Genomic DNA, 25,499 nt, shown 5'->3' on the forward strand with positions numbered 1-25,499 from the left:
GGAACAACACATGGCTATCGATTATGAAAAAGAAGTCGGCTCTGCCAAGGTAGAGCAGAAATCTCTATATGAATCCGGGAATGAAATGGCAGCCTATGCTGCTCATCAGATCAATTATCATGTAATGGGATACTTTCCAATTTCACCATCGACGGAAGTCGCCCAGTTTCTGGATACAATGAAAGCTAACGGACAGCATGATATTATGCTGGTCCCTTCGGATGGGGAGCACAGTTCTGCCGGTATTTGTTATGGTGCCTCTACAGCAGGTGGACGAGTATTCAATGCGACAAGTGCACAAGGTTACATGTTCATGCTGGAGCAATTGCCCGTACAGTCTGGATCACGTATGCCAATGGTTATGAATTTGATCTGCCGCGCGATTTCTGGACCGCTTAACATCCACGGTGACCATTCCGATTTATATTTCGCGCTAAATACAGGCTGGCCAATTCTGATGTGTCGCGATCCACAGTCTGTCTATGATATGAACCTGATGGCGCTTAAGCTAGCTGAGCATGCCAAGGTCCGACTGCCAGTGATGATTGCTTCCGACGGCTACTTTACATCCCACCAAAAACGACGGGTGCAGGCATTTGTCCATCGTGCAGATGTACAAAAATTTGTGGGAGAACAACCACCAACGGGCTTTACAGATACATTGGATCGTAATAATCCGGTTTCTGTTGGTGCTTATATGAATGAACCTGACTCGATCAACAATAGCTATCAACAATCAGTAGCCATGTATAATGCTGGCGATGTTTTCGAAGAAATATCCAAAGAATTCGGTGAATTAACCGGACGTCACTATCCGATCGTTGAGGAATATCGGATGGAGGATGCTGATGTAGCCGTATTCCTGATGAACTCCGCTTCGGAGATTATCAAGGATGTTGTAGATCAGCTTCGCCTGCAAGGTGTCAAAGCTGGTTCAATCTCCCCGAACATGATCCGTCCTTTCCCGCAGAAGCAGATTGCTGAAGCCCTGAAGAATGTGAAAGCCATCACAGTAGGAGATCGTGCGGATTCTATTGGCGGACATGGCGGCAACATGGTGAATGAGATTAAAGCTGCATTGTTTACGTATAACAATACTACTACCCAAGTCATAAGCCGGATTTACGGGTTGGGTGGCAAGGATTTCTACGCTGAGGACGGGCATAACTTCTTCCAATTGGCGATGGATGCTGTTACCGCAGGTAAGGTTGAAGTTCCTTTTGACTATTATGGTCATAATGCCGGTGCTCCAGAAAAAGCACCACAGCGTCTTTTGAAGCCGATGAACTTTGAGTCACTCAAAACAGGTCTGATTACTGTGAAGCAGGATGAAGTTACAGGCAAGCTGAGTGTGAAGATTCCACCACTGCGCAGTTTAACGAAGAAACCTAAGCGTGTGTCACCAGGTCATGGTGCATGTCCGGGCTGCGGGATTTTCTCAGGCTTGGAAACATTCTTCAAAGGGATAGAAGGAGATATCGTAGCCCTCTATCACACAGGCTGTGCAATGGTAACGACTACGGGCTATCCGTATTCTTCGCACAAATCAACATTTATCCATAACCTGTTCCAGAATGGTGCAGCTACGCTGTCTGGTGTAGTCGAGATGTTCTGGGAACGCAAACGCCGTGGTGAGCTTGATGAACTTGGTATTCAAGAGGACTTTACATTCGTTATGGTTACTGGTGATGGTGGGATGGACATCGGTATGGGACCGGCTATAGGTGCTGCACTGCGTGGACACAAGATGATTATCATTGAGTATGATAATGAGGGTTATATGAATACGGGTGCTCAGCAGACCTATTCTACGCCGCTTGGGCACCGTACAACTACCTCGAGTATTGGTAAGTTCCAGCAAGGTAAATCGACCCAACATAAGGATACAGCACAGATTATGGCTGCAACCAACATTCCTTACGTGTTCACTGGCTCTGAGGCTTTTCCACAGGATCTCGTGAAAAAAGCAGCTAAAGCACAGTGGTATGCGCAGAATGAAGGTCTGGTGTATGGTAAAATCTTAACGGCTTGTCCATTAAACTGGATGTCTGAGGATAAAGAGGGTTCTAACATTGTATCTCTAGCCGTAGAATCCTGCTTCTTCCCTCTGTATGAAGTAGAACAGGGAATTACGAATATCACTTACAATCCAGAAGAGAAGGATAAACGTGTTGAGCTTTCTGCTTGGCTGAAGACGATGGGCAAGACCCGCCATCTGCTTAAACCAGAGAATGAACCGGCCCTGCATATCTTCGAAGATGAAGTTCAACGTCGCTGGAACCGTCTGAAAGTAAAACATGAGCATCCGGATTTGTAAGTTCAAGGAAGCGTGTCATCATTTCATAATCTATGATTGAGTAGATAAACAGCCAGTCTCCAAGTTATTGGAGGCTGGCTGTTTGCGTTTTCGGTCCACAGCAGCTTGGAAATAGCTCTGAAGGTTATTTCTGCTTGGGTTTACGAACTAACATGACTACAAAGAGCAATAAAGGCAGAACAAACTGGAAAATGGGCCACCAGTATTTGACCGCAACACCTCGGCCGATCTCAATATGCTGAGTGAAATTGGGCGATAGAAAGGAAAGCCCAAAAATGATAGCTCCCAGAGGAAGTATCCATTTTTTAGAACGAACTCCGGTTATTCTTTCCAGGCCTATCACTGCACCATTGAAAAAAGCGGTCATCTTGATTCCTAAGCCGAGAAAGAGAATCATGATAAACAGGGCATCCATCCGTTCAAACACCTCCGCTAATTGAATCAATTGTACCGTTCCCAGAAGAGGCAGAGTGCTGTTAGCCGCAATTTTGGGTCCCAGAACAAGTATATTAAGCTGATTAAATAGAGTCAGAAAAAGTGCAACAACTATATAGGAAATGATAACCGCTCTAGAGAGATTCCGCCCTTTCGTTGCCAGCGGGTAAAAGACAAGAAATAATACCGTCTGTCCGAACGGAAAAGAGACGATGTCGGGAATTGCTGTTTGTAGAACCGGCTTTAGCCCATTCTCCAGAATCGGGAACATGAAATCATAATGAATGAGGCCAGTGGCAGGTATTAATATACCAATTATCATATAGGTGAATAATATAAAGGGAAAAAGCACTACACAGATTAGGAAGAATATTTCAGGCCCGTAGCGGATATTATTGCAGATAACCATGATTGTTATCAAAATAATAATCCACATTGGTGTTTGGTTCAATAAAGTCATTACGGTCAGTTCGCCTAAATCGCGTAAATTCCGGGAAGTCTCATAGGTGAAATAACCAACAAACAGAAGGTTTATGAACGTACCCAGATATTTGCCCATATAACGGCGGAATAAGAGGAATAAATCCAGGCTAGGGTTCTGTTGGTGGATAGCCAGATGAAGTAAAAGAAGGAACAGGCCTAATAATGCCCCAATTAACATGGCTAACCATGCATCTTGTTTAGCTTCCCCACCTAGAAGAAATAATGTGGTGCTGCCTACCTCAAATAATACAAGACAAATGATCAGTTCGGAGACACGGGTTGTACTTTGATTCATCGGGTACATGTCACCTCCTTTCGTTGATTTGCTGTTCAAGCTTCAAGTTTTATTGATCAGTATTGGACTTCAGTAGATTGCTAAAAGACTTCTGAAAAAGTCCAGGTCGTTTAATGGAGGCTTGTACATCAATGTTAATATCCATTCTGGATAATTCTTCGGGCCAGTTTTTCTTAGTTTCTTTCCAATATCTCGGATACTTTCGATGGATTTTATCGGCGATACCCACAAGATCGATGTGCAGCTTCTGAACGGTTTTCCAGCCTTCCTTAATTTGCAGCTCAATGACCTTTTCTACTTGATGTTGCATTTTTTTTATACTTTCCGTCTTCGCGGGATCTTCTTCCGAATTGGATATGACCAACTCTCCGGCCACTTTCACCTTGACATCTAAGGAGAAATGCAGAGGGCCCTTTACAGGGGTAACCTTAACTTTAGCCTTAATAATCCGGAAAGAAGATAAAGCCTTTTCTGCGCTCTTAGCATTCTCATCTTCAAATGAAAGGGTACTGCTCTTCATATGGTTGGTTAGCCACGAAATGCCCAGACTCTCCGCTTGATTTAAAGTTCCGACCTTCCTGGCTCTATCGAATATAGATAATCCGGTTAACCTTAGATTTGCCTTGGAAGATGTTTTTTTGGAAATATCAGCGGATTCCAATGTTGCATCATCAGATCCTGCTATAGATACCTCAGGAACTCCTGAAGAACCACTGTCAGAGCTGATTTTCAGTGCTAATTCATATATGGAGATTGAAGGGTAAAATGAGCCTGTTTGGTCATCCTTTTGTAGGATTTTTGAGAGTGCTTGACCAGGGAGCTTTTCCGGAGGGAGGAGTTGTATTAGGATTTCCCGAGCTTTCCGGTCAGCTACTAATACTTTCACGGTTTCCCTGGCATCAGGATTACGGAAATAGTTATCAATAACTTCCTCAATGCCTTCTTCTGCAGCCTGTTTACCAATGATAATTACATTATTATGGGCAAAATACAGCTTGCGAGGATTTTCTAGGTTACTGATATCAATAGCTTCTCGAATGGTCTTTCCTTGGGTTGAGAAGGTATGCACGGCGGCTTGAGAAGAACCTCCTCCGGCAGATCCGCCTAAGCTGGAGGACATCGCCGAAGGGAGAATAACTTGGTAGGTTACTGTCCAATCCCCTTTATGACCATCTATTCCGGTTGCAATTGTGATTCCTAAATCATTCAACTCGGTACGGCTTCCGCATGCCGTGAGCGATAACTCTATAATAAGTACAGCAGAAATAACCCACAGTCGGCGCATAGTTTCTCTCCTTATTTCTGATTATCTGGCTCATCTCTACGCCCTTTTTTAGCTGAACTGACGGGATATTGATGAGGTGCTTGTCTAGTCTTATTGGGTCCCGATATCCCATTGGGTCTGGTCTTCATGGCCCACCACGGTACTCTAATGAAAAAGTCCTTCATATTTGATTTAGTAAAGGGGGCGAAGGGCATCAGGTATCTAACGCCGAAAGATTGGAGCGCGACGAGATGAAATAAAATGGGGATAAGCCCGGCCAGTATCCCAAAAAATCCGAGCATTCCGGCCATAAGCATGAGAAAAAAACGGATAAGCCGGACAGTTGACGCCATATTAAAGGAAGGGATTACAAAGTTTGATATCGCTGTAAAGGACACTACGATAACCATTGCTGCAGAGACCAGACCCGCTTGCACCGCTGCTTGACCAATGACAAGTGCTCCTACGATGGATATGGCCGGACCAATGACCCGGGGCATCCGAACGCCGGCTTCACGAATAACTTCAAAGATCAATTCCATGATCAACGCCTCCAATAAAGCTGGGAATGGCGTTCCCTCCCGTTGTGCAGCTAGTGTAATTAGAAGGGTAGTTGGCAGCATTTCTTGATGAAAGGTCGTGATAGCAATATACAAGGACGGAAGCAGTAGGGCGATTAGGAAAGAGAACAAACGGATAATCCGTAGAAAGGTTGAAATGTCGTATCGTTGATAATAATCTTCACTCGAATGAAAAAATTTAATAAAGGTAACGGGTGCGAGCAGAACAAAAGGCGTTCCATCAATGAAGATAGCTATTTGTCCATCCAATAAGCTTCCTGCTACGGTATCAGGGCGTTCTGTATTTAAGAGTGTAGGGAATGGGGAAAGCGGCGCATCTTGAATGAACTCTTCTATATATCCACTTTCAAGTATGCTGTCCGTATCTATGGATTGTAATCGTTTTTTCGCTTCTTCTATCACTTCCGGCCGGGCAAGTCCTTCAATATAGGCCAATACGACTCTGGTTTGTGTGTATCTACCGATATTGTGACTATCGAACTTAAGATCGGGTGTCCGCAGCTTTCGTCTGAGCAATGTTATGTTGGTAGAAAGTTCTTCTGTAAACCCTTCTTTCGGGCCACGAACTACAGTTTGTGTGGTGGGCTCCTCAACAGCTCTCCTGATACCACCTTGAATGGAAGCAGCCAAAGCAACTTGAACACCATCCACCAGAATTATGACATTTCCAGCAAGGATAGCCGCGATCATTTGATCTTCTGTGTTGACGATGTTTAAATTTCCCGTAGGGATTTTTTGCTTTATGGCATCAATTGCAGTGTGTACATCAGATGTTAAAGAGGTCTTAGAGGCCTGTTCTGCAATTAAGGCTTCCATTAAGTCCGATAGTAAGTTTTGTTCGATCAGCCCTTCGATATAACAAATGGCAAGAAGGCCAGCATTAGATGAACTGTCGCCAAATTTACGTATGATAAAGTCAGGGCTATGACCAAGCTTAGCTTGAAGTAAAGTCAGACTATGAGACAATGAAGAATTTATCGCTTCAGGGGTCTGTGTTATTGGATTTGCTTTCTTTTGCGGACGACGTTTGGCGGGTTTTAGTATAGTTTTCATCCAATGCATTGGCACATGCCTCCCTTGTTCAACTATAACTTTTACTTTTCAACTAGGAAATATTCATAGGAGGATAATAGTCAGCCCAGTGCTGCTTAATTTATCATTTTTTCAAAGAAAGTATAGAAGTCATGTTCTCAGCCATCCTATAGATAGCAAGATTGTAGCTAGAAGAGAGGGAGGAAGTGAGGTTGACATGATGCAACGTTTAGCAAGTTTATTAGCTGCTGTAATGGTGCTAGGTATGGTCTTGGCAGGCTGCAGTCAAGAGCAGGTACAGAAAGAAGCAGGAAGATATAAGCTACAGTCTTATCAGGATGGGGTAATGCTCGCACAGTCACAGGGGAAAGGTCTGAATGGACGCTTTATTAACGAAATGCGGCATTCTTTTGCCAGAGAAAAGATTAAGCTGACTCACGATATGTTCGCTGAAGATAGCAGAGGTAATATTAGCTATCAGTTCCTGATAAATAGCAAGCCTTCACAGACGATTACGCTGCATGTATTCTCAAGTCCACAAATGTTGCTGAAGAAGATGCCAGGCTGGTATGGAAATGAACAAATCGCTGAAACTAGAACGACAAAAACAGAAATTTACACAAAGGATAATACTTCGCTCGTGTATACCTCAATGGGAAAAGAGAAGGGGAAATATTCGCAAAAGGTAAAGGCTTTGTTCACAAATCTATTTGAACGTATGGATGCACATTTTTGATCACACAATATTCACCAATTTAGGGATTGATCTTTGTGCATTCCTTCGGTATATTAAAACAAAGTAAATCAATGTGTATTTGTTTAATTAGCCAAGCGGTTAACCGCAGGCCGGTCAGCATCTTAGCAGATGTCGTTCCGGCCTTTTCTTTTGATACAAATGTGAATAATATCACACATGTTAAAGGCTGACTGGACAATGGTCCGGAGGTCAAACCAAACACCAGGAAGAGGTGGAGCGGTTTGGCCTCTTTGTGCATTCAGGAGTGGTGAGACGACATTACTTTAGGAGGGGTTGGAATGTCTTGGAAAGTAGCAATAGGCAGTTCGGATGGTCACATCGTTAATCAGCATTTTGGACGCTGTGATCGATTTCTGATCTATGAAGTAGACGAGGATGGGAACTACAGTCGAATTGAGAACCGGATTTATGAGCATCTGTTTACACTGCAGGGGCATGCAGAGAATAAGCTGCGGGCTGTGGCGGAGTTGCTGGATGATTGCTCTTTTGTGCTAGTAAGTCACATAGGTCCAGGAGCAAGGGCGGTATTGCACGGCAAGGGGATTCAGGCCCTGGCTGTAAATGCACCTATTGAGCAGGCACTTGATCGGTTAACCCTTTTTCTCCGTTCGGGTCGGGAATCCATTCTAAATTAAATATGTTATTACCAGCAAAGGAGAGTTGCACATGGCTAAAAAGGTTAAACAAATTGCGATCTACGGCAAGGGTGGTATTGGAAAATCGACTACGACATCCAATATCAGCGCGGCCTTATCGGTCGCAGGTTATAAGGTAATGCAATTCGGCTGCGATCCGAAGAGTGATTCTACCAATACCCTGAGAGGCGGAGAATACATACCAACCGTGCTCGATACGCTGCGGGACAGCCATACGGTGAAGGCGCAAGATGTGATTTTCCAAGGTTTCAACGGTATTTATTGTGTTGAAGCGGGTGGACCCGCTCCAGGTGTGGGTTGTGCTGGCCGTGGGATCATAACGTCGGTCTCACTGCTGAAGCAACAGAAGGTGTTCGAGGAGTTGGACCTGGATTTTGTGATTTACGATGTGTTAGGTGATGTGGTCTGCGGAGGTTTCGCCGTACCGATTCGCGAGGGCATTGCCGAGCATGTCTATACGGTCACATCAGCGGATTTCATGGCGATCTATGCGGCGAATAATCTTTTTAAAGGGATTCACAAGTATTCGCAAGAAGGCGGCGCACTGCTGGGCGGAGTCATTGCCAATTCGATCAATGCGCCGTATGCCAAGGATATTGTGGATGATTTCGTTAGACGAACGGATACCCAAGTGGTCGAATATATACCTCGTTCCGTTACTGTCACTCGAAGTGAACTTCAGGGGAAGACAACCATTGAAGCAGCACCGGATTCAGAGCAAGCGAAGGTCTATCGCAGCCTGGCACAAAAGATTGCTGAGCACACCGTATCCAAGGTGCCTGCACCGCTGGATACACATGAACTGCGCCAGTGGGCGGCTGAATGGGGCCGGCATCTGGTAGCACAGGAAGCGGCAGCCCAGAAAGCTGAACTTGAGACTCCAGCAGCTGCAGTAAACTTATAAGGACTCAGTCATGGAAGGGGGGAGCACACTGCAAGAGATTCAACGTCATCCATGCTACGACGAGCTGGCGCATGAGTATTTTGCTAGAATGCATGTGGCCGTTGCTCCGAAATGCAATATTAACTGCAACTACTGCAACATTAAATACGATTGTGTCAGCGAGAGCCGCCCAGGTGTAGTAAGTCAGGTGCTGACACCACAGGAGGCTTATCAGAACGTACGGAAGACTGCTGCTATTCTGCCTCGCTTAACTGTGGTAGGTATTGCCGGGCCAGGAGATCCCCTGGCTAATCCAGTACAGACCTTTGAGACGTTTCGGCTGCTAAACCAAGGAATGCCGGATCTGCAGCTGTGCCTTAGCACGAATGGATTGAAGCTCCCTGATTATGTACAGGAGATTATAGACTGCGGCATTAATCATGTCACGGTAACGATGAACGCGGTCGATCCCGTAATCGGGGGGAAGATTTATCACTCCATTTATTATCGAGGCAAGGCCTATCGGGGTGAGGAAGCGGCCGCAATTCTCATCTCTAAACAGCTGGAAGGGATCAAGCTGTTAGCGGAGCGTGGCATTAAGATTAAAGTTAACTCGGTACTTATTCCGGGTGTGAATGCTGGACATTTGGTTGAGGTAACGCGTGCCGTTCAAGCTGCAGGGGCATTCTCGCATAATATTATGCCTTTAATCATTTCACCAGGGAGTCGCTTTGAACGAGACGGACACCAAGCACCTGCGCCGGAGTTAACGCTTAAGATTCAAGAACAATCGGCTGCTATTATGCCAGTGATGCGGCATTGCCGACAGTGCCGCGCTGATGCGGTGGGTCTTCTGGGCGAGGACCGTGGTGGATGTGAGGGGCAGGTAGGATTGCCAGTATACTCCCAAGAGGAGCGGGAGGTGGAGTTATTACGGTTAGATGCAGAGCTGCAGGCGCGCAGGTCGCATCGACAGTCTGGCGGCACCTCAGGTTTCGGCGGTAACGGAGTAAGGATTGCCGTTGCGACAAGAGGAGGCGGCAAGGTGAATCTTCATTTTGGCCATGCCAAGGAGTTTCTGGTCTATGAGGCCGATGGAGTAAGCTCACGCCTGCTTGGGGTCCGCAAGATTCAGGCTTACTGCAACGGGACGGCAGAATGCGATGAAGATGATGGTAAAGGGAAATCTTTCATTCTAGCGGAAACCGTGGACTTGTTGCGGGATTGCCGGATACTGCTCTGTTCGGGCATTGGAACCTTTCCGCAGGAGGCACTGCGCAAGGCAGATATTATGACGATTGTAACCAAGGATGATATTGATACAGCACTGGGGCAATACGGGCGGTTCTTCACGTACTTCACCGATGAAACCTCCAATATAAACAAGCGGAAAGAGGGATAACAATGGCTGGGAAAAAGCTGGGCTTTGACACCTTGAAAGTACGGGCGGGCTACGATTCAAGTGAACATAATTATGCGGTAGCGGTCCCCATTTATCAGACAGCATCCTATGATCTGGGCAGTGTAGAGCGGGGGGAGAAGCTGTTTGGCATGGAGGAAGCCGGTTATTTGTACACGCGAATCGGCAATCCGACGGTAAGCGTACTAGAGCAGCGGCTAGCTGCGCTAGACCACGGTTCAGGAGCCGTAGCTGTAGCTTCCGGAATGGCGGCGGTTACCTATGCGCTGCTGAACTTGGCGGAAGGCGGGGGGCGGATTGTTACAACACCGCAGCTGTACGGCGGTACCTTTGATGCGATCAAACATCTGTTTCCGAAGTTTGGGATTCACGTAGATTTTGTTGAAGATTCAGACGATCCAGAATCCTTTCGCCAGGCTATTGGGCCTGACACCAAGGCAGTGCTGATCGAGAGCATCAGTAACCCCAATGCTACAGTGCTGGATATCGAGGCCATCGCAGCTGTTGCTCATGATAACGGCCTTCCGTTAGTGGTGGACAACACCTTTGGCACACCCTACTTATTCGATTCCTTTGCGCATGGAGCCGACATTATCATCTATTCGGCAACGAAAGCGATTGGTGGGCATGGGACCACAATAGGCGGTGTCATCGTAGAGAATGGTGAATTTGATTGGAGTAACGGAAAATTCCCACATTTTGAGCAACCACAATATCTGCTTAGAGAACAATCAACAGGCCGTGAACGCAGCATATTGGAGGTGTTTCCGGAGGCTCCTTTCACAACCAGAGCTCGGTTAAGCTATCTTGCTTACTTTGGTGCATCACTCAGTCCGTTTGATGCTTTCCTGCTGTTACAGGGAATAGAGACGCTGTCGGAACGCATCACCAAGCAGATATCGAATGCCCTGCGAATTGTGGACTACCTGCAGAATAACGACAAAGTAAGCTGGGTAAGCCATCCCGCTGCCGAAGGCAATCCTTACAAGGCTCTAGCGGAGAAGTATTTTCCCAAAGGTGCAAGCTCTATATTCTCCTTTGGATTCAAGGGGAACGAAGAGCAACTAAAAGCTTTTTTAAATGCGGTAGAGCTGTTTAGTTATCATGCCAATGTGGGGGATGCCCGCTCATTGATTATCAATTCTCCTAAGACCACACATGGTGAGTTGAATGCTGAGGAGCAGGCCTTGGCTGGAATTTCGCCGGAAACTATTCGGCTCTCCATCGGACTGGAGGATGCTGAAGACTTGATCGACGATTTGGAACAGGCTTTTGCCAAGGCTTTTGTAGGAACCCTAGTGTGAATACGTACATTCCCCTTATATGAGAAAGGAAGTTATGGAATGAAGAAGAATAGGAAGAACAAGTGGAAGAATAAAAGGAAGCTGCCGGCTATTCTGCTGGTCACCTCAGCACTGCTTGTAGTTACAGCGTGCGCGAATTCAAACGAACAAAAAACGTCTGCTAACAACCATAATCACTCATCCAATAAAACAACCGCTGCTGCAGATGCTCCGGTAAGCAATGCTTCTGCTACTAACAGCAGCAAGGCAGCACCTGCATCGTATAAATATGGAAAGCTCAAAATTCAGGCGCTTAGCGGGGCTGTATGTGGTGCACCGAGCTATGTCGCTTATGAGAAAGGCTTTTTCGCTGAAGAGGGGCTGGATGTCGAACTGGTCAGCGGCTCGATGGACGCAATGAAGGCTGGACTTACAACAGGTGAATTCACGGTTACTAACGGAGATTTCGTATGGTTCACCTCGATCCAGCAAGGTTTGGATCTGAAGGTGATTGGCGGGCTGCATCATGGTTGCATCAAATTGGTTGTTCCCCCTGGCTCCAGTATCAAGACGGCTGCTGACCTGAAGGGGAAGAAGATCGGTGTCGATGAAATCGGGGGTGTGCCGATGGCAGTTGCCAGCGTAGTGCTTACCAACGCCGGACTTGATCCGCAAAAAGATGTACAGTGGTTGGCGTATCCGCTGGACCAGCTACAAGAAGGAGTAAAGAAGGGTGAAATCGATGTCTATGCGGCTTGGGACCCGTTTGGCAAACTGGCTGAAGTGAATGACGGCTATACCGTGCTGTCGGATATTTCTACAGATCATAACTTTGCCGGCAAAAGCTGCTGCTTCCTGTACGCTTCTGGGAAACAAATTAAAGAGAACCCAGAACGAGTTGCAGCTATAGCCCGCGCTTATCAAAAGGCAACAGCCTGGATTGCCGAGCATCCCGAAGAAACGGCCAAGCTAGAAATCGAGAAGAAATATGTATCGACCGATGATCTTACACTCGTGACGGATTTGATCAAGAGCTATCATTTTAATTATACCACCGAAGCTGCTCAGGACGATATTCGTTATTTTGTGAAACAGTTCAGCCAGACCGGATTTTTGAAAAAGGATACGGACCCTGAAGAATTCTTAAAGAAAGCCTATTACGATGTGTTCGCCACCTCTAAATAGTGGTTCGGCGGTTGAGGAGGTAACCATTTATGAGCATTGTCGATCGTAATCTGGCACTTAGCCGCTCCCGCAGCAGCCTCCACCTCTCTAAGGGTTTACGGGCTGGCCTACCCATTCTATCGTTTGGGATTGCCTTACTGGTTAATGTCCTGCTGCCCTCACGGCAGGAGGTAGAGCTTTTACCTTATCGGATTTTGCTGCTGGCATTCCTTGTTTTTTTTGCGATACGGATTCCGCTTGGCAGATTGAACGCTAAAGGCTATCAAAAAGCGCTGCATGATTCCCCCTTTTATCTAGTGCTGGGATTTGTGCTGGCGATATGGGATGTGCTGACTACTAAGCTCGACTTGCTTCCTTTGCCGTTCGTGCCGGGTTTGGCGCAGATTGTATCAGTCATGGTAGATGATGCCGATACCTTGTTGCTTAGTACTGCCTATTCCTTGCGGTTGCTTGTGATCGGCTTTCTCATCGGCAGCTTTATCGGTATTGTGCTGGGGGTACTGATCGGCTGGTACCGCAAATGGAGCTATTGGATGTTTCCAGTGCTAAAGGTAATGGGAGTCATTCCGGCCACGGCACTCATTCCGATTGTGATGATCCTGGTTCCGTCGAGTTTCTATGCGGCCGTGTTGCTTATTGTAATTGCCGTTTGTTTTCCGGTGGCCTTTATGACTAGCGTTGGAATTGCTAATGTGCAGAATACGTATTTTGAAGCGGCGCGGACGCTTGGAGCAGATGAAAGGTTTCTGATCTTTCGGGTGGCGATTCCGGGGGCGATGCCTTCGATTTTTACGGGAATTTATACGGCTACTGGCATTTCCTTCGCTACTTTGGTCGTTTCCGAGATGATCGGAGCTAGAGCGGGACTCGGCTGGTATATCAACTGGGCAAAGGGCTGGTCTGATTATGCCAAAGTGTATGCTTCCATCATTATTATGGCGGTTACCTTCTCCATTGTAATGGCGATCGTATTCAGAGTAAGAGACCGCGTGCTGAGATGGCAAAAGGGGCTGGTGAAATGAGTCAATATGCACTAGGGAATGTCAAAGGAGCAGTCAGCATTCGGAAAGTCAGCCGAATTTATGACGATGAGTCAGGGAGCAAGGTTGAAGCGCTAAAGGATGTGAATCTGGAGATTGATCCGGGTACGTTCGTCTCCTTCATCGGACCCAGCGGCTGCGGCAAAACAACCTTGATGCGTCTAATAGCCGGGCTGGATGATTGTGCAAGCGGTGAGATGTTGCTGGACGGTGAGATCATTCAGGGGACACATTATGAACGGGGATATGTATTTCAGCAAGCCAATCTATTCCCTTGGATGACGATTCGCCGGAATATTGCCGCAGGGCTTAAGGCGAGAAAAATCTACCAAAACAACCGCAACAAGCCGGATGAATATCTCGACATGGTAGGGCTTCAGGGTTTTGGTGATGCTTATCCACATCAAGTGTCGGGCGGTATGGCGCAGCGAGCTTCACTGGCTCGGGCGTTGATTAACGAGCCTAAGGTACTGATGCTGGATGAACCGCTCGGTGCGCTGGATGCTTTTACCCGCATGAACCTGCAGGATGAACTGCTCAGATTGTGGAAGCTGCGCGGTACCACTATGATTCTCGTCACCCATGATGTGGACGAAGCGGTATATCTCAGTGACAGGATTGTAATTATGACCTCAAGACCGGGGCAAATTCAGGAGATTGTCGAGGTGGGGATGGAGCATCCACGGGATCGAAACAGCCCCGAGTTTATCCGCTTACGGTCCAAAATCCTGGAGACCCTGCATTTCGCAGGAAACAGGAAGAATCTGGAGTATTATTTGTAGGCCTATAGGCCAGGAAAGGGAGAGAACGATGAGCAAAGTAAATTTGAACGCCTCCGAGGTACAGGTTCGTGAACAGCGACTGGGTTCAATTACCGGCTTTGCAGGAACCGCTGCTGGACTGGTTAGTTGCTCTAATGCCGGCGGCTTGCAGGACGCTTCCCGTTCCTTCAGCCAGTGCATGGGCTGCAGCTCTGGAAATGCCTTTTGCCAGCTATCGATGATTACGGATGCGGCGATGGTCAATCATGCGCCGGTAGGCTGCGCTGGTGACTTCTTCGGTTTCAACTTCGTTTACCGTGTCGGCCAGATGGAGCGTAAGCTTCCAGCTGCCATCGGCCGATATTTCAATACGAATATTGAAGAAATGGATACTATTTTTGGTGCGGTGCGCAAGCTTGAAGATACCATTAAGTTAGCCTTTGAACGGGCAAAGCCAAATGCTATTTTTGTTACTACATCATGTGCTTCTGGCATTATTGGCGATGACGTAGAGAGTGTAACTAACCGCATGACCAAGGAGTTGGGTATTCCGGTGGTGTCCTGCTTCTGTGAAGGCTTTAAATCGAAGATCTGGACTTCCGGCTTCGATTCGGCTTATCACTCCATTGTCCGCAAAATTGTCAAACCGCCAGAGAAGAAAACCAACAAGGTGAATATTATCAACTTTTGGGGGAGCGATGTATTTTCCGGCTTATTAAATAAACTAGGGTATGAAGCAGATTATATTGTGCCATTCTCTACGGTAGCACAGCTTGAGAAAATATCCGAGGCGGCCGCAACGATTCAAATCTGCCCCACGCTTGGAACTTATCTCGGCGCTGCCCTAGAGCAGGTCTATGGAGTTCCGGAGATCAAGGCGCCGTTGGCTTACGGACTGGCGGGTACGGATGCCTGGATGCGTGAATTGGGTCGGGTATTGAACCGTGAGCAGGAAGTGGAGGAGATTATTCGTGAAGAGAAAGCTGCAGTGCTGCCGAAACTGGAAGAGTATAGAGCCAAACTAGCGGGCACGACTTGTTATCTTACGGCCGGCTCGGCGCATGGGCATGCGTTGATTGCGCTGCTACGCGAGTTGGGCATTGATGTGCAAGGTGCAGCCATTTTTCATCATGATCCGGTGTACGACAACGGCGATCCGGCAGCGGATATGCTGGATCACACGGTCAAAACCTACGGGGATATCCAGAATTACAATGTCTGCAATAAGCAGGCTTATGAGCTGGTGAATATTCTGAACCGGGTGCGCCCCGATCTGATGATTGCCCGTCACGGCGGTATGACGCTGTGGGGAGCTAAGCTGGGAATCCCAACTCTGCTGATTGGGGATGAACATTTCAGTTGGGGGTATCAAGGGCTGCTCAATTATGCCGAGCGTATTCTGGAGACGCTGGATAATAAGGAATTTGTGACGAATCTGGCCAAACACAGCAGCATGCCCTACACCAAGTGGTGGATGGAACAGAATCCGTATACTTTTCTGGGAGGAAACAGTCATGTCAAAGCTTATTGAACAGCCGCGTTACTCCTGTGCTCTGGGTGTTCAGCAATCGGTGATCGCCATTAATCGTGCAGTTCCAATCGTTCATGCAGGCCCAGGCTGCAGCACCAAAATACACAGCTTGCTAGGGCAAGGCGAAGGTTACGCAGGCGGGAGCACGATTCCCTGCACAAATTCAAGTGAATCTGAAATCGTGTTTGGCGGAGAACGCAAGCTTCGTGGGGTAATTGAAGGTGCACTTAAGGTCATAGACGCCGATTTATATGTGGTGCTGACTGGATGTACCTCTGACATTGTCGGTGATGATGTGGGCCAGGTGACCCGAGATTTTCAGGATTTAGGTAAACCGATCGTATATGCTGAAACCGGCGGCTTCAAGAGCAATAATTATGTCAGCCATGACCTGATTATCAAAGCGGTTATAGAACAATTCGTTGACAAGTATGCTCCTTCGAAGGACGAGAAGATTCCCGGACTTGTGAATCTGTTCGCCACCATTCCTTATCAGGACCCATATTGGATTGGCAATCTGCAGGAGCTGAAACGACTCTTGGAAGGCATCGGCCTTAAGGCCAACGTGTTATTCGGTCCGGAATCCGGTGGAGCACCGGAATGGCTTACGATTCCGCAAGCGGAATTTAATATAGTCGTCTCAGCCTGGCCCGGACTGAAGAGCGCAGAGCTGCTGCAGCGCAAGTATGATACGCCCTTTTATCATTTTCCTTATCTGCCAGTTGGGGGAATCGAGAGTAGTCGCTTTTTGCGGGGGGTGACAGATTTCAGCAGCGTTAACAGGGAACAGGCAGAAGCTTTTATTCTTAGTGAAGAGAAAAAATTCTACTCCCATATTGAACGCACCGCGGATTTCATGCTGGAGTTCCGTTATGGATTGCCGCGTGTATTCTATACCATCCTTGATGCGACTTATGCGGTTGGCTTTGCCAAATATTTATTGAACGAACTGGGAATTCTTCCAGCTGAGCAATATATCGTGGATAATACGCCTGAAGAGTATCGTGAAAGCATTCGCGAGCAGTTCCGCACGATATCCGAACGACGTTCGGCGAGTGTGGAATTTACCGAAGACGGTGGAGGGATTCAGGAGGACATTCGCAAGAACCAGTTGAAGCAACGTTCGCTAATCCTGGGCAGTGGGTGGGAGCGGGATCTCGCTAACGAGATCGGCGCCGACTTGCTTCCAGTCAGTGTACCCGTGACGTACCGACTGATTCTGAACTGCGGATATGCGGGTTATAATGGCGGACTCCGGCTGGTGGAGGATATTTATGATCGGGTGCTGGGAACCTACCGCTAGGATTAGATTTATAGCATGGTGAGCAATCTGCCTCTTAGTCTATATCTACGTATATACAAGGGCTCTCCCAAATGAAGATATTTTCCACTTATGGGACAGTCCTTTGACACTCCAAAGCTGCAATAGTTAAAAAACGAGTCTGTCTCCGGATTAAGGGAGACTGGCTCGTTTTCGTTTTAGATCCGTAGTGGCCTGCTTTAGCAGGAAAGCGCATATCCTTCCTCACTCTTCATTCGCCATAGGGGGTGTCCCAAACAGCCATTTCATGGATTATAGATCAGCCCCTAGTTAACGTCTGAGAATACTTCGCATTACCTCACACACACTCAGAATAATGTCCAGTTTCCTTTCACTCGTGCATGTTGTTCCGCGCGAGTCAGTATATAACGTGTAGCGACTATAAGTGCTGTGTTACCTACGATAAGAACGGATAGTGACCACCACCAAGGACTGCCAATCTGGTTATTTAATGCTCCGCGCACGAGAATCAGACTATAGGTTAACGGGAAGAGCAGCGAGAGTCCGGTTGCCCACGCCGGGAATACAGCAGGGGGAATACGCACTCCTCCGAACAGCTCCATCGGAGCTTGGAAAATGTAATACAGCAGTCCAGAATCTCTGGAGAACAGTGATATTGCGCAAAGTGCCGCTCCCCAGATTATTGCCGACACCATAATAAGCAGTAATGCCGGGAGTAAAGCTAGCCAATTAATGGTCGAAATATCTGCTACGAAGATGAATGTCAGGCCCGAAAAGACGGCAAACATCCAAATTCCGTGGAAAAGGGAATATAGAGAGCGGCCGTACAGAAACGCCATTTTGGAAGCGGGACTAAGAAAGACCATTTCCAGCGTGCCACCCTTACGCTCGAGTTCAAAGAGCCAGGCCGCCTGAACGACAGTCCAGAATAACTGGAATACCAGATAACCGCTTAGCAAAAATAACGGCACTCGTCCATCCGGTATCACGCGTGAGAGGACAGAACCTTCACCAATTCTGTAGGGCAGCATCGTATAGTAGGAAGTTAGAAAAGTTAATGCAGGCCACAAGAGTAGGGAGAAAAATACAGCCCGTCCCTTCGTGCGATTCTGGTGCTGCTTGCTCACCTCCGCGCGGATTGTCAGCCAGAAACCTCCGGATGTCATGACTTCTTCCCCTCCGAGAGCAGGATAATAGCATCCTCCAGATTAGGCTTTTCGGAAGCGAAGCCGGTTATATGTAGACCATGCTGGGTCGTCCACGGCAGGAGTTCTGTAATTAAGCGATCCGCAGAAGGGGTCTGCACCGAGATACGATAAGACGCATCGCTTCTTAGTGTGCTGATTCCTGCAGGGTCAGTACTGACCAGTGCCGCAGGATACTCTCTTGCAGCAAGCTGCTCAACCAGCAGCGGGCGCAGCTGTTCGCTCCAGCCTGTGACATCCAGATGGGCGGTTTGTGTGCCCGCGACCTGCTGGACAATACGCTCAGGCGTATCACACAGCAGTAGTTCACCTTGATTCAGCACATAGACCCGGTCACAGAGCTCTTCAACCTCCTGCAGATAATGGCTGGTCAGCAAGATTCCCTTGCCTTTCTCCAGCGCAAGCTTCCGCACGGTACTGCGCAGTTGTCTGGCAATAGGCGCATCCAACCCGAGCGTAGGCTCATCCAGGAATAAGTACTGCGGGTCGTTGATTAAGCCGCGGGCAATCTGCAGGCGCTGCTTCATGCCTTTTGAATATTGCTCAACTGGCTGGTCTGCGGCTTCAGTTAATCCAACCTCGCGCAGCAGCGCTTCCGCTTCCCGCTCAATCTGGGAGCGCTTAAGACCATATAGCTTGCCGAAGTATTGGAGGTTCTCACGGCCGGTAAGCCGCCAGTATAGCATCCGTTCACCTCCAGCGATCATATTCACCTTTTGTTGGATAGCCTGTCGGTTTCTAGCCATAGAAAGTCCGTCTACCTCAATACTGCCGGAGGTAGGTTCGAGCAAGGTGGATAGCATGCGGATCGTAGTGGTTTTGCCTGCCCCGTTGAGCCCGAGAAGTCCTACAATCTCCCCGGAGGCGATGGTCAGACTCAGGGATTTCACCGCACTTACCGATCTTTTCTCAGAGCGGAACCAGCCCTGCCTATGTTTGGTTTCATAAATTTTACTGACTTCATTTAGCTTAATCATCTTCAGATTATCCCTCCAGTATCTAGAACCGTTCAAACAACTTCCGTTCCACCAGTCGATTGCTCCATAGACCTACCGCAATATATACCGTACTTAATAGTACGATTGGCAAGATATCCTGCAATCCAATCGTTTCTCCTGTAAGTAGAGCGCCCCGCAGCAACTGAAGCGAGTGGGTTAACGGGAAGATCTCGCCCGCGTGCTGCAGTACTTCAGGCAAATATTGCCTTGGGAATTGAAAACCGCATAGCAGAGCAGTGAATGCAAATAAGGTATTCTGCACAATGTAAGTATCCCGTGTGAAGAGCATGATGCTGCCCAGCACCAACGCCATCGCATAGCAGGCTAGTAAATAGGCCAGACCTCCGATAAAGATGGACCACAAATGGGGGAAGGGCAGCCTCAGACCTGCCAGAATCCCGAAACTGAGCACCACCAGTAACTCCAAGCCACTACGGTATAGCTGTTGCACGGCATTGCCCAGAAAGTAACCGTTTCGGTTGGAAGGTGAGAGCAGCAACGCTTCCAATGTGCCTTCCCGCCATTCGGTGATCAAGGCTCTGGATATATTCATCATCATGCTGATGGAGAACATATTCAGCAGCCCTCCGATAATGACGTAGGTTAAATAATCATTGCTGCCTGTGTAAACCGCAAATTGTGAATCTACGTCACCTTGAATGAGGTAGACATAAGAGAAATATGAGATGAGAACAAGATAGGTCCCATCAATGATATGACCTAAGGTAAAGGTCCAGGGATAGGCTCGGCGATTAGCCCGCTGGTTCCTGACCAAGGTCGCGATAGCGGTATGCCACACAAGCGACAGCTCCTTTTTAGTCAATACATTAAAGCTTCATTGTTCAAGAAATTGCCTCTGCAGAACGATGAGCGCATCAAAGGCATCTTTGCAGCCACTGTAGAATAAGTAGTTTCCTTTACGTTGAGACTTGGCGAACCCGGCCTCACTGAGTTGCTTTAGCTGTTTGGACACTGCTGCTTCTGAGATGCCTAAGATGGGAGCCAGCTGCTTGGTGCAATAAGGTCCCTTCCATAACAGCTTCAAGATACGCAGACGAGTATCATCACCCAATGCCTTGAGCTGGCGCAGCAGATCAGCAGGTGGGCCCTCACTGTAGGAAAGTCCGGGAATATCTACCGCAAGCGGAAGGTATAATGTATCCTCGTTCGACCCGATCAGTAGATGCGGAAAAATGAATGTCGAAGGAAACACATAAACATGCTGCAGTTGCTCGTAAGGATAGTAATAAGTGACTGCTTTTTGCGCAGATACCGTCCCGTTCTCTGCAAGCAGACGGGGATGCAGGCTGTTTATTGCTTTTTCCGGAGCTCGGAAGGCTGTTTCCTGAAATTCTGCGGCCGCAATGTTCATCCAGGGCTCAATAAAGTCCCATTCCTGGCGGAAATAATCTCGTTCATAGGTCTCCAGCGTAGCAATGAGCAGCTTGCGGACAGCACTTAGGTTCGTAAGCAGATACTGCAGATCAGTGTCCAGTTCCTCTTTTGGCAGCAACCCTTCTTTTCCGTGCATTTTGTAAATAATGGTGCTTAGAGATACCTTGTTGTTGAGCAACAGGAGGATGAACTCTGCATCCGGCAGTTGATTTAGTTCGATGATTCCATCCATGCAGGACACAGGTATCCCGGCATGATCGGGAAGATCAATGAGAGCTGTCCAGCTGTCCGACAATTTCCCCAGGGTGTGTATAGCCTCTTGCAGCGAAAGCGGCATTTGTGCTTTAAGCCCCAGCGCCCATTGCAAGCGTTTCGGGTGATGCTCCGGCTGATCCAAGACATGCAGGCTGCATAACAATTCATGAAAAGGGCTAACAATCGTCTTAATCTTGCGAGTTAATGTTGGGAGTGAGCTCATCTCGTTCCTTTCCGATTAACCATTTGGTTAATCAAAAACCACTTTCGCGTAAAGTGTTCAAAATTATATGTGGAATCACAGTTATTGTCAATTGAAATTAAAAAAGGCAAGAGACCCCGTGTGCATTTAACGCACAACAGTGGTTCTCTTGCCTTAAGTGTATGCAACTGCTCTTGTGAACTAAGAGCGCTTGTAAATCTCCCTCATTACATGGCGCAGCTCAGGGATGATCAGACGTTCCATGGCCAGCTTAACCGCACCTTCGGAGCCTGGCATGGAGAAGATGGCCGTGCTCCCAATCGTGCCGGCAATGGCCCGGCTCAGGATTGCGGCGGAGCCAATGTCCTCCGTAAAGCTGAGATACCGGAAGATTTCCCCAAACCCTGGCAGTGATTTATCCAACAGGGAAGCAACGGCCTCATAGGTTGTATCCCGGGGAGAAATGCCAGTTCCGCCAGTTAACAACACAGCCTCTATTCCAGAATGAACAGAGTTTTTATAGACTAGCTCACGAATTTCCTCATAATCATCTTTAACGATAGTGCGGCCTGCAACGGTATAACCGGCTTGTTCTAACAGAGATTGAATTAACGCTCCGCCCGTATCGGTTTCAAGGGTTCGGGTGTCTGAGACAGTAATAATATAGCAGGCGACTGATTGTGGCGCCTCCCGGCGATGTTCATCCACAGATGACATGTTTACCAACTCCTTGATAAGAGTAATCGCTATTTGTATCAATGATAGGTGATGGCTGAGCCAAAGACAAGTCAGTCCGGAGCTAGCAGTCATGAACGTTATGAGGTAATAGTGTGCTTGCACGAGGCAACTACATGTAGTACACTCGCTACCATAACCGTATTTTAGGGGAGAGATGAAACATGGAACAGGTTGTACCTGTGTATATATTGTCAGGATTTCTGGGGAGCGGCAAAACAACGTTGCTGCAGCGGCTTCTGGATCATTGGAAGGAGCAGGGGCTGCGTCCGGCCGTGGTGATGAATGAGCTGGGCGAGGTGAACCTCGATGGTTTGTTATTGGAGCAATCTGTACCGATGGCGGAATTGCTGGGCGGCTGTATCTGCTGCTCCATTCGTGGTGATCTCAGTACAGAGCTGGCTACCTTGGTCAAAAAAGAATCGCCGGACGTCGTAGTGATCGAAGCGACCGGTGCGGCGAATCCGCTGGAAATTGTCGACGGTGTGACCGAGACCTCGTTGTACCAGCGAGTAGAGTTAAAGAGTCTGATTACGGTTGTTGACGCTGCGCATCTGTTAGGGTTATACCGCACACAGCAGGGCGCATCCTACAGACTGATGCAGGAACAAATCCGCTGCGCCTCCGTACTGATACTGAATAAGACCGACCGGATATCGTCAGCAGAGGCGGAAGAAATAACCACAGTGCTGCGAAAATGGAATGCATATGCAATAATCTTGCCTGCAGTGTGCTGTGAGGTGGATACAGAAGAGCTGTTGAGCGTTGCTGGAGGAGTTCTCACTGATGACCTGATCGATGTTGAAGATGCTGAACAAGCTGAAGTTGAACAGGAAACAGGTTCTATGCATGCCTCACACGATCATGTAATGGCGTATACCCATTATTTTAAGCGTCCGGTCAACAGTGAGGAATTTGAGCAATTCGTCAAGGATCTGCCGCGGGATGTCTATCGGGCTAAAGGAATCGTCACCTTTAATGACACGTCGAGCCGGTTTCTTTTTCAATATGCCTATCGGGAATCAGATTTTATGAAAATCACCCCACAGGGCGAGGTGCCTGACGTTGCCGTATTCATCGGCGAGCATTTCTCGTCAAGTGAGCTTCGCAGCAAGTTGTTGCTGTTGGAGAAGCGCACGTTAGTAGTCCGGCCTGGCACGGTAAAAAGAAGTTTATAGAATCGTTTTTCAGCGATAGAAGGTGGTTCGCTCCTTTTTGTGCAGGTTAATACATAGGCATACCTATAAAAAATTGCAGGAGGTTGTCTCAATGACCCCAATTCTATATCAGGAATGTATTAATGCTTGTCTTGAAAGTATGAATGCCTGTAACCATAGCTATGTTGCAAGTCTGAAGGAATACGATCTTGCTGTGCTTCGCCACAGCATCCGGCTGGACCGGGAATGCGCTGATATTTGTTCCTTTGCCATTCAGGCGATGACCCGCCAAAGTCCGTTTGTGGGTAGTATTCTTCGACTCTGTGCTGAGATATGTGATGCCTGTGCCACGGAGAACAGTAACCACATACATATCCATTGCCAGACGTGTATTGAAGCCTGCCGAAGCTGTGCCGAGGCCTGCCGCTCCATTAGTGAAGTTGTTGAAGTGTACGCATAAGGCTATGAAGAGCCTCTATTCTTCAAAAAGCAACCAGACTTTGTACAGTTTTTTTCTGCTGTGAGAGTCTGGTTGTTTTTAAAACATAAGAATTTATATGTTTCACGTCATAATTTATCCTTATATTTTTCGGAGAAACGGATGCCGTCCATATAAAGGAAGGCGAAGCCGTTTCATCTTGTTAAGTCTATGTTAATTTGTTTTCTTTAAGAGGGAAAAGACAAAGATCTGGCGAATAAAAGAAGGAGGTGAAGGGAGCACAGCTAATGAGTGTGAGGGTTCCTTTAATAGAGCTGAAGCAGGTTAGTAAACTTTATGGAGGTCGACGTGTACTGGATGAAGTGTCGCTGAGTATAGAGCAGGGGACCGCAACTGCACTTATTGGCCGGAATGGTTCTGGCAAAAGTACACTACTCTCAATTATCGCTGGATTGATCCATATCTCATCAGGTCGCTTAACCCGACAACCTGACATTGTAATCGGTTATGCACCAGAGTCCTTTCCGGGACTAAAGGTTACACCAGAGCAATATCTACGCAGTATGGGCAGGATCAGTGGACTGATCGCGGGGGAATTAGAGCATCGCATACAGGAGCTACTTGAAGTTTTTTATCTGGAGCAATTTCGCACTGAGGTTATGATGAATTTCTCCAAAGGGATGCTGCAAAAAATAAACCTGATTCAAGCCTTGCTTGTACCACCAACGCTTCTTTTGCTAGACGAGCCCTTATCAGGTCTGGATATTCCAGCTATGGATCAATTCATTGCTCTGCTGCGTGAGCTAAAGAAAAAGGGGACGGCTATTGTATACTCTGTTCATGAACCGCAGATGATTGAGGCTTTGGCAGACCAAGTCCTCGTGCTTCAAGCGGGAAAGATGATAAGGAATATAAAAGGTACAGAGAACCTGTGGGTTAAACCTACTACATACATATGCTGTACAGGCTTATCTTCCGCGGAACAGATGGAAATGACGGGTAGATCCGGCTTCATTTCTTTAAATATAATTACAGATGCTCGCAGGGGTGAAGGGATTGGTTTGACTGTCCAACCGGATGCCACAGATGATTTTCTACGGCGAGTGCTAGGTGTTGGCGGTTCTATTATTTCGGTGGAACCCCTAGGGGAGTCGGGAATATGATGGCTCTTATCGCTTATTTACTGCGTAGTTATACACGCTCACAGCGGTATTTTGCTCCTTTTGCGGGCCTGGTGATAGCAGTATTAGTCCTGTATTCGTATAAGCCTAACCCGGTTATGAACAGTTATGCAGCAACCGCGGTGTTGTTATTTATCGGCTGTGCTTGGATGGGGCTTAGTTTTCTGAACCATGAGCATTCCGTGCAGGCACAGATCACCATTGTTCATCTGCGCAGTGCCCGAAAATATACCGCTGGCAGATTAATAACACTTGCCCTTCTGACATTACTGCTTGATCTACTGATCGTAATCTATCCGTTAGTTAGCGATCGTTTTGACGAACCGGCAGGTGGATATCGGATTCTAGTAGCTTTAGTAGGTCATGGATTATTGGGTATGCTCGGGATAGCGATCGCCCTTTACCTGCAAGCCTCATGGGTTAAAAAAAGCAGCCATGCACTTGGTATCCTGCTGGCAATCATCGCTATATCTATTGGGGCGACTAAGATAAGTAGTCTTTTACCCGCGCAGTGGCAACTGCTTACTCTGCTTTTGCCACCGGTATCGCCGATGATGGATACTCTGATGAACGCCGACACCCTGCCGATATCGGATGTGCTGCTGTCTTTTGTTCATGTTTTTCTATATACAGCCGTGCTTGTCGCTCTATATCTCTATCTCTCGGGTCGCAAGGATAACAACAAGAACTAACACTAACGAATACAAAGAACCGTAACAAAAATAAA

Annotated in this window: 23 protein-coding genes; 15 read left to right on the forward strand and 8 right to left on the reverse strand. The window is 47.5% G+C overall.

What is annotated here, in order from left to right; all coding sequences use genetic code 11:
- Positions 1 to 10 precede the first annotated feature (10 nt).
- Entirely contained in the window at positions 11 to 2,317 is a 2,307-nt protein-coding gene (locus H1230_RS14940; RefSeq protein ID WP_239716595.1) for a thiamine pyrophosphate-dependent enzyme, read from the forward strand.
- A gap of 124 nt (positions 2,318 to 2,441) precedes the next feature.
- Here the strand turns inward: H1230_RS14940 and H1230_RS14945 are convergent, their stop codons facing one another.
- From H1230_RS14945 to H1230_RS14955, 3 genes are read right to left on the reverse strand one after another with little or no spacing between them, the layout of a single operon-like run.
- On the reverse strand, positions 2,442 to 3,530 hold the full coding sequence (locus H1230_RS14945) for a GerAB/ArcD/ProY family transporter (protein ID WP_239716597.1): 1,089 nt from the start codon (positions 3,528 to 3,530) through the stop codon (positions 2,442 to 2,444).
- A gap of 49 nt (positions 3,531 to 3,579) precedes the next feature.
- Complete coding sequence (locus H1230_RS14950; RefSeq protein WP_239716599.1) at positions 3,580 to 4,815, reverse strand: Ger(x)C family spore germination protein; 1,236 nt, start codon at positions 4,813 to 4,815, stop codon at positions 3,580 to 3,582.
- Positions 4,816 to 4,826: 11 nt separating this feature from the next.
- The gene (locus tag H1230_RS14955) at positions 4,827 to 6,437 is read right to left on the reverse strand and encodes a spore germination protein (RefSeq protein ID WP_481857147.1); all 1,611 of its coding nucleotides are present in this window, start codon (positions 6,435 to 6,437) and stop codon (positions 4,827 to 4,829) included.
- A 187-nt stretch (positions 6,438 to 6,624) separates the two neighbouring features.
- On the opposite strand from H1230_RS14955, the gene H1230_RS14960 reads away from it, so the two are divergent.
- The 10 genes from H1230_RS14960 to H1230_RS15005 all read left to right on the forward strand — a co-directional run bounded on the left by H1230_RS14960 (position 6,625) and on the right by H1230_RS15005 (position 17,226).
- Positions 6,625 to 7,143 carry a hypothetical protein gene (locus H1230_RS14960; RefSeq protein ID WP_239716601.1) on the forward strand — a complete coding sequence of 173 codons (519 nt, stop codon included), beginning with the start codon at positions 6,625 to 6,627 and terminating at the stop codon, positions 7,141 to 7,143.
- Positions 7,144 to 7,442: 299 nt separating this feature from the next.
- Positions 7,443 to 7,799 (forward strand): NifB/NifX family molybdenum-iron cluster-binding protein, encoded by a 357-nt coding sequence (locus tag H1230_RS14965; RefSeq protein ID WP_239716603.1) that lies wholly within the window; start codon positions 7,443 to 7,445, stop codon positions 7,797 to 7,799.
- A gap of 31 nt (positions 7,800 to 7,830) precedes the next feature.
- Positions 7,831 to 8,724, forward strand: coding sequence for a nitrogenase iron protein (gene nifH, locus H1230_RS14970; RefSeq protein WP_239716605.1), 894 nt, complete (start codon positions 7,831 to 7,833; stop codon positions 8,722 to 8,724).
- Between the two features lie 10 nt (positions 8,725 to 8,734).
- Complete coding sequence (nifB, locus tag H1230_RS14975; protein ID WP_239716607.1) at positions 8,735 to 10,105, forward strand: nitrogenase cofactor biosynthesis protein NifB; 1,371 nt, start codon at positions 8,735 to 8,737, stop codon at positions 10,103 to 10,105.
- A gap of 2 nt (positions 10,106 to 10,107) precedes the next feature.
- Positions 10,108 to 11,427: an O-acetylhomoserine aminocarboxypropyltransferase/cysteine synthase family protein gene (locus H1230_RS14980; RefSeq protein WP_239716609.1), complete on the forward strand. Its 1,320-nt coding sequence runs from the start codon at positions 10,108 to 10,110 to the stop codon at positions 11,425 to 11,427.
- Between the two features lie 39 nt (positions 11,428 to 11,466).
- Entirely contained in the window at positions 11,467 to 12,591 is a 1,125-nt protein-coding gene (locus H1230_RS14985) for an ABC transporter substrate-binding protein (RefSeq protein ID WP_239716612.1), read from the forward strand.
- 29 nt (positions 12,592 to 12,620) lie between these two features.
- Positions 12,621 to 13,613, forward strand: coding sequence for an ABC transporter permease (locus tag H1230_RS14990; RefSeq protein ID WP_239716614.1), 993 nt, complete (start codon positions 12,621 to 12,623; stop codon positions 13,611 to 13,613).
- Positions 13,610 to 14,413: an ABC transporter ATP-binding protein gene (locus tag H1230_RS14995; RefSeq protein ID WP_239716617.1), complete on the forward strand. Its 804-nt coding sequence runs from the start codon at positions 13,610 to 13,612 to the stop codon at positions 14,411 to 14,413. The genes H1230_RS14990 and H1230_RS14995 overlap by 4 nt, the downstream gene beginning before the upstream one ends.
- A gap of 28 nt (positions 14,414 to 14,441) precedes the next feature.
- Positions 14,442 to 15,923 carry a nitrogenase component 1 gene (locus H1230_RS15000; RefSeq protein ID WP_239716619.1) on the forward strand — a complete coding sequence of 494 codons (1,482 nt, stop codon included), beginning with the start codon at positions 14,442 to 14,444 and terminating at the stop codon, positions 15,921 to 15,923.
- Complete coding sequence (locus H1230_RS15005; protein WP_239716621.1) at positions 15,907 to 17,226, forward strand: nitrogenase component 1; 1,320 nt, start codon at positions 15,907 to 15,909, stop codon at positions 17,224 to 17,226. Before H1230_RS15000 ends, H1230_RS15005 begins: the two co-directional genes overlap by 17 nt.
- Before the next feature lie 326 nt (positions 17,227 to 17,552).
- Here H1230_RS15005 and H1230_RS15010 read toward each other — a convergent pair whose 3' ends face one another.
- The 5 genes from H1230_RS15010 to H1230_RS15030 form a co-directional block, all read right to left on the reverse strand.
- Positions 17,553 to 18,371: an ABC transporter permease gene (locus H1230_RS15010; RefSeq protein ID WP_239716623.1), complete on the reverse strand. Its 819-nt coding sequence runs from the start codon at positions 18,369 to 18,371 to the stop codon at positions 17,553 to 17,555.
- Positions 18,368 to 19,387 (reverse strand): ABC transporter ATP-binding protein, encoded by a 1,020-nt coding sequence (locus H1230_RS15015; RefSeq protein WP_239716625.1) that lies wholly within the window; start codon positions 19,385 to 19,387, stop codon positions 18,368 to 18,370. Before H1230_RS15015 ends, H1230_RS15010 begins: the two co-directional genes overlap by 4 nt.
- Before the next feature lie 22 nt (positions 19,388 to 19,409).
- Entirely contained in the window at positions 19,410 to 20,207 is a 798-nt protein-coding gene (locus tag H1230_RS15020; RefSeq protein ID WP_239716627.1) for an ABC transporter permease, read from the reverse strand.
- A gap of 36 nt (positions 20,208 to 20,243) precedes the next feature.
- Positions 20,244 to 21,281 (reverse strand): ArsR/SmtB family transcription factor, encoded by a 1,038-nt coding sequence (locus tag H1230_RS15025; RefSeq protein ID WP_239716629.1) that lies wholly within the window; start codon positions 21,279 to 21,281, stop codon positions 20,244 to 20,246.
- A 180-nt stretch (positions 21,282 to 21,461) separates the two neighbouring features.
- Positions 21,462 to 21,977, reverse strand: a complete 516-nt coding sequence (locus H1230_RS15030) for a MogA/MoaB family molybdenum cofactor biosynthesis protein (protein ID WP_239716631.1) — start codon at positions 21,975 to 21,977, stop codon at positions 21,462 to 21,464.
- A gap of 182 nt (positions 21,978 to 22,159) precedes the next feature.
- On the opposite strand from H1230_RS15030, the gene H1230_RS15035 reads away from it, so the two are divergent.
- From H1230_RS15035 to H1230_RS15050, 4 genes are all read left to right on the forward strand, one after another.
- Complete coding sequence (locus H1230_RS15035) at positions 22,160 to 23,173, forward strand: CobW family GTP-binding protein (RefSeq protein ID WP_239716633.1); 1,014 nt, start codon at positions 22,160 to 22,162, stop codon at positions 23,171 to 23,173.
- A 91-nt stretch (positions 23,174 to 23,264) separates the two neighbouring features.
- Complete coding sequence (locus H1230_RS15040; protein ID WP_239716635.1) at positions 23,265 to 23,612, forward strand: four-helix bundle copper-binding protein; 348 nt, start codon at positions 23,265 to 23,267, stop codon at positions 23,610 to 23,612.
- A 266-nt stretch (positions 23,613 to 23,878) separates the two neighbouring features.
- Entirely contained in the window at positions 23,879 to 24,754 is an 876-nt protein-coding gene (locus H1230_RS15045) for an ATP-binding cassette domain-containing protein (protein ID WP_239716637.1), read from the forward strand.
- Entirely contained in the window at positions 24,751 to 25,464 is a 714-nt protein-coding gene (locus H1230_RS15050) for a hypothetical protein (RefSeq protein WP_239716639.1), read from the forward strand. The genes H1230_RS15045 and H1230_RS15050 overlap by 4 nt, the downstream gene beginning before the upstream one ends.
- Positions 25,465 to 25,499: the final 35 nt, after the last annotated feature.

The organism is Paenibacillus sp. 19GGS1-52 (genome assembly GCF_022369515.1).
Lineage (GTDB): Bacteria > Bacillota > Bacilli > Paenibacillales > Paenibacillaceae > Paenibacillus_AQ.